Annotated in this window: 7 protein-coding genes, 1 tRNA gene and 2 pseudogenes (1 of these 10 only partly in view); 4 read left to right on the top strand and 6 right to left on the bottom strand. The window is 71.0% G+C overall.

Going from position 1 to position 9,480, the window contains the following annotated elements; all coding sequences use genetic code 11:
* Positions 1–465: pseudogene (locus D471_RS36870) on the top strand (alanine racemase); it begins 737 nt to the left of the window's first position.
* Between the two features lie 240 nt (positions 466–705).
* Here the strand turns inward: D471_RS36870 and D471_RS0129510 are convergent.
* Positions 706–1,101, bottom strand: a complete 396-nt coding sequence (locus D471_RS0129510) for a DUF3618 domain-containing protein (protein WP_017601950.1) — start codon at positions 1,099–1,101, stop codon at positions 706–708.
* A gap of 17 nt (positions 1,102–1,118) precedes the next feature.
* The gene (locus tag D471_RS0129505) at positions 1,119–2,243 is read right to left on the bottom strand and encodes a CDP-alcohol phosphatidyltransferase family protein (RefSeq protein WP_017601949.1); all 1,125 of its coding nucleotides are present in this window, start codon (positions 2,241–2,243) and stop codon (positions 1,119–1,121) included.
* 326 nt (positions 2,244–2,569) lie between these two features.
* On the opposite strand from D471_RS0129505, the gene bcp reads away from it, so the two are divergent.
* Positions 2,570–3,052 (top strand): thioredoxin-dependent thiol peroxidase, encoded by a 483-nt coding sequence (bcp, locus tag D471_RS0129500; RefSeq protein WP_026128211.1) that lies wholly within the window; start codon positions 2,570–2,572, stop codon positions 3,050–3,052.
* 78 nt (positions 3,053–3,130) lie between these two features.
* Positions 3,131–3,205, top strand: a tRNA-Leu gene (locus tag D471_RS0129495).
* 74 nt (positions 3,206–3,279) lie between these two features.
* On the opposite strand, the pseudogene D471_RS36865 reads toward D471_RS0129495, so the two are convergent.
* From D471_RS36865 to D471_RS0129475, 4 genes and pseudogenes are all read right to left on the bottom strand, one after another.
* A pseudogene (locus D471_RS36865) lies at positions 3,280–4,430 on the bottom strand (serine/threonine-protein kinase).
* 353 nt (positions 4,431–4,783) lie between these two features.
* The gene (locus tag D471_RS0129485) at positions 4,784–6,130 is read right to left on the bottom strand and encodes a M16 family metallopeptidase (RefSeq protein WP_017601947.1); all 1,347 of its coding nucleotides are present in this window, start codon (positions 6,128–6,130) and stop codon (positions 4,784–4,786) included.
* A 43-nt stretch (positions 6,131–6,173) separates the two neighbouring features.
* Positions 6,174–7,496 (bottom strand): M16 family metallopeptidase, encoded by a 1,323-nt coding sequence (locus D471_RS0129480; protein ID WP_026128210.1) that lies wholly within the window; start codon positions 7,494–7,496, stop codon positions 6,174–6,176.
* Positions 7,497–7,637: 141 nt separating this feature from the next.
* On the bottom strand, positions 7,638–8,342 hold the full coding sequence (locus D471_RS0129475) for a hypothetical protein (protein ID WP_017601945.1): 705 nt from the start codon (positions 8,340–8,342) through the stop codon (positions 7,638–7,640).
* Positions 8,343–8,524: 182 nt separating this feature from the next.
* Here D471_RS0129475 and D471_RS0129470 point away from each other — a divergent pair.
* A partial coding sequence (locus tag D471_RS0129470; protein WP_017601944.1) for a S49 family peptidase occupies positions 8,525–9,480 on the top strand: 956 nt, incomplete at its 3' end.

Raw genomic sequence — 9,480 nt, 5'->3', positions numbered from 1 at the left:
GGCACCGGCAGCCTGCACACCACCGGCCGGGAACGAGCGGTCACCGAGCTCGCCGCCGGCTCAGGGTTCTACCATCCCCACCTGTTCGACCACTTCCGCGCCTTCGACGGCCGTCCCGCAGCCCTGTTCGCGCTGCCCGTCGTCCGCCGCCCCTCCCCCGGCGTGGCCACCGTCCTGGGCGGCGGCTACCCCGCGTCGGGCCCGGCCGACCAGCACCGCGCACCCGTGCCGTACCTGCCCGAGGGGCTCTCCTACACCGCCAACGAGGGCGCCGGCGAGGTACAGACCCCACTTCTGGGCGCGGCCGCGCACGACCTGGAGGTCGGCGACCGCGTGTGGATGCGCCACGCCAAGGCGGGCGAGATGTGCGAGCGCTTCGCCGCCCTGCACCTCGTCGACGGCGACACTGGCGAGTACCTGGGCGACGCCCCCACCTACCGGGGCGAGGGCCGCACCTTCCTCTGACCGAACCCCGCGCACACGTCGGGCCCGGACGGTGTCGTCCGGGCCGTGTTCGTTCTGGGCCCGCCGCTTCGCTTCGGCCCGCCCGTCGCCCTCCACCACCCTCAACGGACGCCTCCGGCGCGGCTTCTCCCTCTTCGTCGCCCTCCACGGACGCCTACGGCGCGGCCCCGTCCATCAGCACCCTGCCGGCGCCCGAACGTCGAACCCCCTCGGGTGACCGCCCCGAGAGAACGTCTACGCCTACTTACTCCGGCGGACCGCCCAAGCCACCACGCCCACGGCGATGACCGTGCCCACGCCCGCGGCCAGGATCAGCGCCTCAGGGGGAAGCTTGCGCCGCGCCTGGTAGGTGGTCACGACCTCCTCGTCACCCCGAAGGAGGATGCTGCCCTCCTCCGGCTCCACGAGGTGGCTCTCCACCCGCACCGCGCCGCCCCCCGCCACCAGCGCCCGGGCCTCGTCGGCGATCCGGGCGCCGTGCTCACGGACCCGACTGATCTGCCTGCGCGCGATGTTGGACGGGCGGGCCTGTTCGGACAACTGGTCCAGGGTCTCGGCCAACCGCCGTTGTTCGCGGTTGATCTCGGCCTCGATGTCGGCCGGGGTCTGGCGCGGCTCGGTGTCGCGTCCCGTCATTGGGTTGCCTTCCTCCATCAGCGCAGGGTCGAATGGGAGTCCGTGTCCGAGCCGGTCTCCCGGCTCTCTTCCTCCGCGCCGTCGGACGGACCGGAGAATCTCAGCGCGCCATCGATTCCGTCGACCACGCGGAAGAAGTCCCGCGTGGACAACCACAGTTTATAGATGATGGCGATCTCGAACGCGAGCAGCAAAACGCCCGCCACCGCGGCGATCCAACCGATGACCGCGGGCATCGCGGTCACCGCGACGGCCACCGGGGCGATCACGAACACCGCGATCTGGAACTCGATGCCGCTGAACAGGTGGGTGCGCACCCGGCGGTCGTTCAACGCCCCCCAGAACCTCGTGTACCAGGGGAACCGTGTCCGGAACTCCTGGTGCAGGTCCACCTTGGGCAGGGTCATGTCGGGCTGCTTGCCCGCCGTCCGGTGGTTGCGCGTCTCCCGCTCGTTCTGGCTGCGCAGGATCTGTTCCAGGACGTCGATCCCGTGCCGCAGGACCGCCTGCTCACCGCCGTCGCTCATCGCGCCGCCGCGCCGCTCACCGGTGAGCTCCGAGCCGTCGTCCTCCTCCGGCTCCAGCATCGACAGCGTGGCGCGCGCCCGCTCCAGGGCCCCCGCCAGGTGGGAGCGCATCTCACGGCGCAGCTTGTACACCTGGAGAGCGTTCAGGTACCGCAACATGTCCAGGAAGACCACGGCCAGGGCCAGCCACACGAACACCACGGGCGCGGAGTCCGGGTTGTTCTCCGTCGCCACGACGTACTGGCCGCCCATGAGGGCGACGGCGCACACCAGCACGCGGAACCGGTCGGAGACGTAGTCCATCCACGATCCGAACAGCGACTCGGTGTCGGTGAGCCGGGCGAGCTTACCGTCCGTGCAGTCCACCAGGAAGCACAGGAAGTACAGCAGTGCGCCCAGGGCGAGCGCCTCCCGGTAGCCCAGCGCGAAACACACCGCCGCGCCCAGCCCCAGGAAGAGCGCGAGCACCGTCAGCTGGTTGGGCGTGACCGACGTCCGGTTCGCCAACAGGCGCACGAGCCGGATCGCCATCGGGTCCATGAGGTGGACCGTCCACCAGGAGTCGCGCTGCTTGAGGGTCCGCGTCCTGACCTCGTCGAGTGTGAATCCAGGCATCGTCGGCAATGACTCCCAAACGCGAAGCGGGTCTGTTCCGGTCCCGTGGGGCTTCGAGGCCGCCTTACCGGAGCGGGCGTGTCGCCCGAGTGTACGTACAGGTCCGGGTCGCGACGGACCGGACCGAAATCCTGAGTTCGGTCAACGATAGGCGATGAAACCGCCGATCACCGCCGTCGCGGAGGAACCGAACCGCAATCGCAACCGAACGACGCCCGAGCCGGCGGCCCCGGCCTCCGAAGCGGCGGCCCGCGTCCCGGGGCCGTAGTGTGAGGACGAAGGACAACGGGGCGCACCGCCCCGCCAGCCACAGATTGGAACACCACGTGAGCGACCCGATCCGTCTGGAACCCGGCGACCAGGCCCCCGACTTCACCCTCACCGACGCCGACGGCAAGCCCGTCACGCTCAGCGAGGTTCTGACCTCCACCGGCAAAAGCGCCGTTCTGTACTTCTACCCCGCCGCCATGACGCCCGGCTGCACCACGGAGTCCTGCGACTTCCGGGACAACCTCCGCGACTTCGACTCCGCCGGGTTCACGGTGCTGGGCATCTCCCCGGACACCACGGACAAGCTCGCCAAGTTCCGGGACAAGGAGGGACTCACCTTCCCCCTGCTCGGCGACCCCGACAAGGACACCCTGCGCGCCTACGGCGCCTACGGGGAGAAGAAGAACTACGGCCGCCTCGTGCAGGGCGTGATCCGCTCCACGATCGTCGTCGGCGCCGACGGCAAGGTCGCCAAGGCTTTCTACAATGTGAAGGCCACCGGCCACGTCGACCGCGTCAAGCGCGAACTCGGCGTCTGAGGCCCCGCACCGGCGGTGCCCGGTCCCCCTCGGGCCGGGCGCAGCACCCCCTCCGGGCACCGGTACAGTTGTCCCGACGGGGCCGTAGTCCAACTGGCAGGAGACGGCAGCTTTAGGTGCTGTACAGTGCGGGTTCGAATCCCGCCGGCCCCACTGAGGTTCGCGGCGGCCCCGTGGACGGGAACAACCGTCCTCGGGGCCGTGCTCGTTTTGGGCCCGCCGCCGCGCTACCGGCCCAGGAGCGCCCACAGCACGACGGCCAGCAGCACCACGATCCCCAGTACGACGGCGATCACCACCGGCAGACGGCTGCTCTCGGCGTGCTTGCCGGAACTGGTCAGGCCGAGCGTGTCCGTGGAGTCGCGGATCGAGGTCATGATCGAGTTCATCGCCTCGGGACTGTGGCGCAGCCGCTCGTTGATGGACTCGGCCAGCACGTGCGCCCCCGCCCGGAAGTGCTCACGGGCCTGCTCACGGGCCGATGAGTGGGGGTCCGGGAGCTCCTCGCCACCGGGACGCGGTTCCGCGGGTATCGCGGGACCGTCGGCGGCGCGCTCGGGACTGGTCTCGGGCGCCCACGGGGCCAGCGCGGCGATCCGCAGCATCTTGGTGGCGTTCTCCGCGGTGAGCCGTTCGCTGGGCTCGACGCGCAACAGTCCGGCCAGCACCGGGGCCAGCGGGCCGGCGTTGGCCGCTTCCGCGGGCTCGTCCAGCTGCTCGCCCCGCAGGATCTTGATGTAGCCCTTGCGGTCGTAGGGCGGATGCCCCTCGGCCGCCGCGTACAGGGTCGCGCCCAGGGACCACAGGTCCGACTCCGGCCCCACCGGACCAGCCTTGGCCCGCTCCGGCGGGATGTAGGCGGGCGAGCCGATGATGCGCCCGGAGGCGCTGAGCGCCGACTCCCCGTTCCACGCGGCCAGGCCGAAGTCGGTCAGCACCACGCGCCCCGACTCGCTGATCATCACGTTGTCGGGTTTGACGTCACGGTGGACGATGCCCTCGGCGTGCGCCACCTTCAGGGCGTCGATCAGCTGGAGCCCGATCTCGGCCACACGCTGATAGGGCAGCGGGCCGCCCACCTGGATGATCGCCTCCAGGGTGGAGGCCTCCACCAACTCCATGACGATCCACGGGCGGTCGTCCTCGTCCACGACGTCCAGGACCGTGACCAGGCTGGGGTGGGTCAGGCGCCCGGCGACGCGGGCCTCACGCGTGGTCCGCTGCAACNGGCGGCCAGCCGCAGCTCCTTGACGGCGACCTCTCGGTCGATGACGAGGTCGGTGGCGCGCCACACGGTGCCCACGCCGCCCCTGGCGATCTCCGAGGTCAGTTGGTAGCGCCCTTTGAGCAGCCGTCCCTCAGGTTCGGCTTCGGCCATGCTGGCATCCTCCGGGCACGCCGCGTCGGGCGACGCCTCGGGCCGCTGGGTGTGGGGGTTGTCTAGGGAGGACAAGGTTATCCACGGGTCCATTCACCGGTCATGGCGGCCTCCTGCGGAGCATTGCGGTCGCTGTCACCACGTAGGTGCACGGATCACTCGTTATATCAGGCGCACCCGGGGTCCATGCTGGTCGTTGCCGGAACACTGATACATAGGTTCGTTTTCGTTATGTCCGATAGGCGGGCACACATGCGGTGACCTACCTCTCCTTGACCGTTCCTTGCCCGGGGCCGGGGGCGAGGACGGGCGCGGCGCCCGTGTCCGGACGGGTACCGCGCCCGCGCACGGCGTCAGGACCAGAGCGACTCGGGAGTGCGCACCTGGACCGGACCCACGGCGATGTCGGTGAGGGGCTGGCGCAGGCGCTCGGCGTCGCCGACCACGACCACGACCGCCTCCTCCGGGTGCAGGTACTCCAGGGCCGCGGAGTCCAGGTCGGACCGGGTGAGCCGCTCGTACCCGGCCCGGTTGCGGTCGACGTAGTCGTCGGGCAGGTCGTGCACGACGATGTCCACGAGCGCGCCCGCGATGGCACGCGCGGTCGAGTAGCTCACCGGCAGGCCCACGATGTTGGACTCGCGGACCGCGGACAGCTCCTCCTCGGTGACCCCGGACTCGCGGAGCTTGGCGAACTGCTCCAGGGACGAGGTGATCGAGTGCGCGGTGGTGTCCGCCTCCACCTGCGTGGACGCGAAGAAGACCCCGCTGTCGCGGCGCAGGTCGAACCGCGCGCCGGCGCCGTAGGTGTAGCCCAGACGCTCGCGCAACTCCATGTTGAGGCGGGAGGTGAACATCCCGCCGAGCACCTCGCCGATGCCTTCGGCGCGGGGCAGGTCCACCTGGGAGCGCGACGGGGACCGGTGCGCGATGACCAGGGCCGACTGCACCGATCCGGGCCGGTCCACGATGAGCAGGCGGGGCAGCTCCCCGGGCGGCGGGGCGGGGGCGGTGAACTCCGGCTCCGGCAGGGAGGCGACGTCCCCGAACACGGTCTTGCCCAGGGCCTCCAGGTCCACGCCGGTCAGGTCGCCGACGACCACGAGGGTTCCCGCGACGGAGGCGACGAAGTCGTTGTGGAAGCGCGCGACCGTCTCGGGCGTGACGTCGGCGAGACGGACGGGGCCGCCCGCCAGCGGTGTGGCGTAGCGCCCGGTGAACAGCTGTCCGCCCAGGCTGCGCATGGCCAGCGTGGACGCGGACGCGCACTCCAGCCAGAACCGCTCCAGGAGCTGGTCGCGGCGGCGGACGACGTCGTCGGCGGCCAGCGCGGGACGGCGCACGGCGTCGGAGAACAGGCGCACCGCCTCGCCCAGGCGGTTCACCGGGACGTCGAGGCCGGTGATGAAGGCGTCCCAGGTGACCCGGGAAACCCACTCGGCGCCGTGGCGCTCCAGGGCCGGGGCGAGGGAACTGTTGCCGTCGGGGCCGTCCTCCAGGACCTCGCTGGTGAGGGCGCTGACGCCCATGGCGTCGAGCGGTTCGGCGGCGCCACCGTGCGGGTGGACGAGGCGGAGGGAGGCCAGCTGCTGGCCGGGCACGTCGACGGCGACGACCGTGCCGCCCCCGACGCTGATCCGCTGGGGCTTGGGAAACGAGTAGGACGCTGGGGCACCGAGGTCCGGACGGGTGTTCGGCATGCTCTGCGGCTCTTTCTGCGGCTTGCGGTGACAGGGCCTGTGACTAGGAGACGGCGGGCTCGGGCTCCGGGGACGTCTCGGCCGCCTGGGGGTCGAAACGGACCACGAGCAGGTTGTCGTCCACCAGCAGGCGCTCGACGGCCGACCGCACCTCCTCCGCGGTGATGTCGACCCAACGCTCGGGCCAGGTGAAGACCAGCTCGGGGTCGCCGAGCAGTTGTGTGGCGCTGCCGATGGCGTCGGCCAGGCCCGCCGGGCTGGAGATCGACTGGAGGTGGTCGCGCTCCAGGACGGCGCGGGCGCGGTCGAGCTCCTCCTCGGTGATGCCGGTGGCGAGCTTGGCGATCTCCTCACGCATCGCGGTCTCCAGCTCGTCGCCGCTGACACCCTCGCGGGCGAGCATGTTCACCAGCAGGAGGCTGTCGGTGTAGCGGAACGACAGGATGTCGGCGGCCGCCCCGCCGTCGTCGGCGGCGATGGGCCGGTCGACCACCAGGGCGCGGTACAGACGGCTGCCCTGGCCCTGGCCGAGCACGGCCGAGGCCAGGTGCATGACGTCGAAGTCGCGCGTGCCGTAGGGGGCGACGCGGAACCCGGCGAACACACCGGCGGCGGGCACGGTCTCGGTCACCGCGTCGCGGACCGGGCCGCCCAGCGGCGCGGGCAGGGCGGCGTCGGGCGCCTCGGGACGGGTGTCACGGGCGGGGATGGGGCCGAAGAACCGCTCGACGCGGGCCAGGACGTCCTCGGGGTCCAGGTCGCTGACGACGGTCAGGACGCAGTTGTCCGGACCGTAGTGCGCCTTGTGGAAGGACTTGACGTAGTCGAGGTCGGCCGCGTCCAGGTCCGCCATGGAACCGATGGTCGGATGGTGGTACGGGTGCCCCTCGGGGTAGGCCAGGCGCAGGATGCGCTCCAGGGCCGTTCCGTAGGGCTGGTTGTCGTAACGCTGGCGCCGCTCGTTCTTGACGACGTCGCGCTGGTTGTCCAGGACCTCCTGGGTCATCCCGTCGCGCAGGGTCGACAGGCGGTCGGCCTCCAGCCACAGGATGAGGTCGAGCGCGTGCTCGGGGACCGTCTCGTAGTAGTTCGTGCGGTCGGTGGAGGTGGAGGCGTTGATGTCGCCGCCGAGCCGCTCGACCACCTCGAAGTGCTCACCCTTGACGACGTTGCCGCTGCCCTGGAACATCAGGTGCTCGAACAGGTGCGCGAACCCGGTGCGCCCAGGCACCTCGTGGCGGGAGCCGACCCCGTACCAGAGGTTGACGGCGGCGACCCGCCCGGTGGACGCCGGTGCGGTCACCAAACGCAATCCGTTGTCGAGCGTGTACTGACCCACACGTCCCGCCGCTTCATTGGTCGTCACCAGTGCTGCACCCCGATTCGCGCCGTAGCCGAACTGTCATCGTCACTTGACGACTACGACCCTACGGCCTCTGGAGGGCTTCCGGACACCCATCGCGTGATCGGCCGCATACGGAGGTGGAAGCGGCGGGGCCGGCCGGACTCAGTCCTGGTAGCCGGTGGTGTCCATGGACTCGGCGACAGCGGTGTACACCTCGTCGTACTGGGGGTCCGCTGACCAGACGTAGAGCAGGACGTCGCTGATCGGCAGGAACCACATACGCACCTCGAAGTTCTCACCGTTGACGCACCGCACCTCCCACACGGACTGGTGGGAGACCAGACCGTCCGCGTGGTCCTCGAAGAAGCCGGAGAAGGTGAGCGCGGCGCCCTCCACCCCGATGTTGCCCGAGGCAGCCGTGTTGAGGCTGCGACAGTTGTCCGGGTTGGCGGCCCACCCGTTCTCGTCCTTGAAGGCCTCGCCCTCGTTCGGCCAGCCCTGGGGGTGGTTGGCCGCCGCCCGGGGGACGAGCCGCACCGAACCGTAGGCGCACGCGGCCTGCCCGGGCGGGGTCATGCACAGCGAGTCACCCTCGTTCTGGACCTCCCACCCCTCCGGCGCGTTGATCGCGATCCCCGCGACGTCCACCGGGCTGAAACCCTCGGGGCCCGCGCTCGGGGGATCGACCGCGGCCATGAGACCGCTGTCGCCCAACCGCATCTCGGGGTCGCCCTCACCGCCACCGCCGCCGGAACAGGCGCCGAGCACCAGCATCGCCGTCGCGGCCGCCGCCACTCCCACACCGGTGCGCGCGGCGGGTGTCCGCCACCGTCGACCGTGGACGGCCCCGTCCTTCGTGCCCGCCATGCGTCGTCCCTCTCAGCCGTGCGTCCCGTGCTCAGAACACCCATGACCATAAGGCATATCCGGCGAACACGCCCTGGCGCTCCCGCCCACCGCCCGCGCACTCCCCAGGCCCCCGCGGCCAGGGGGCGCGGTCCGCGCGGCGGCACGGGGGAAGTCCGCTCACCGGCCATTAGTCTGGGTTCATGGTGGACCTGTCGAAGATCACGGAGCCCTTGTCCCTCCCGCGTCTGCGCCCCGGCCCGCACGGGCCGCTGGTGCTGGAGCTGGACCTGACCGAGGGGGTCGCCGACGAGGCCCCCGGAGACCCGATCGGCCAGCTCATGAACCGCCGTCGGCAGCACTTCCTCGACGTCGTCGAGGGCATCCGGCGGGGTGCGCGCGACCCCAAGGTGGCGGCCCTGATCGTGCGCATCGACGGCCGCCCGCTCGGGTTCGCCAAGACCCAGGAGCTGCGGGACTCGGTCGCCGACTTCCGGGCCTCGGGCAAGACCGCGATCGCCTGGGCCGACTCCTTCGGTGAGCTGGGCTCGGGCAACCTCCCCTACTACCTCGCGTGCGCGTTCTCCCGCGTGGTGATGTCCCCGACCGGGGTCCTGGGGCTCACCGGCCTGATCATGCGCAGCACCTTCGTCAAGGGCGCCATCGACAAGCTCGACGTCCGGTACGAGGTCGGCAAACGCCACGAGTACAAGAACGCCCTCAACGGGGTCACCGAGACCGGCTTCACCGACGCCCACCGCGAGGCCACCGACCGGATCGTCACCTCCCTCAGCGACCAGATCGTCGAAGCCGTCGCCGAGGCGCGCGGGCTGACCGAGGACAAGGTACGCGAGCTCGTCTCGGGCGGTCCGTTCATGCCCAAGGAGGCGCTCGACACCGGTCTGGTCGACGCGCTGGCCTACCGCGACGAGGTGTACGAGGACCTCCTGGGCCAGGTGCGCGAGGAGCACCCGGGCAAGGACGAGCCCGAACTGCTCTACGTCGCCCGCTACCACCGCAAGCACACGCCCGTACCGAGGCCCACGGTGGGCGAGGGCCCCGGGTACATCGCGCTGATCTCCGCGAACGGGGCGATCACTCTGGGCCGGTCCCGCCGCTCCCCGCTGGGCGGGGGCACGATCATGGGCTCGGACACCGT

Origin of the sequence: Nocardiopsis lucentensis DSM 44048 (assembly GCF_000341125.1) — a bacterium.
Classification (GTDB): domain Bacteria; phylum Actinomycetota; class Actinomycetes; order Streptosporangiales; family Streptosporangiaceae; genus Nocardiopsis; species Nocardiopsis lucentensis.
Note: the sequence above shows the minus strand (reverse complement) of the source record. Positions and strands in the feature narration are given on the sequence as shown.

Coding starts and splice junctions, on each gene's coding strand:
- D471_RS0129475 (WP_017601945.1), bottom strand. CDS start 8,342: ATGGCGGGCACGAAGGACGGGGCCGTCCACGGTCGACGGTGGCGGACA.
- D471_RS0129485 (WP_017601947.1), bottom strand. CDS start 6,130: ATGCCGAACACCCGTCCGGACCTCGGTGCCCCAGCGTCCTACTCGTTT.
- D471_RS0129510 (WP_017601950.1), bottom strand. CDS start 1,101: ATGACGGGACGCGACACCGAGCCGCGCCAGACCCCGGCCGACATCGAG.
- D471_RS0129505 (WP_017601949.1), bottom strand. CDS start 2,243: ATGCCTGGATTCACACTCGACGAGGTCAGGACGCGGACCCTCAAGCAG.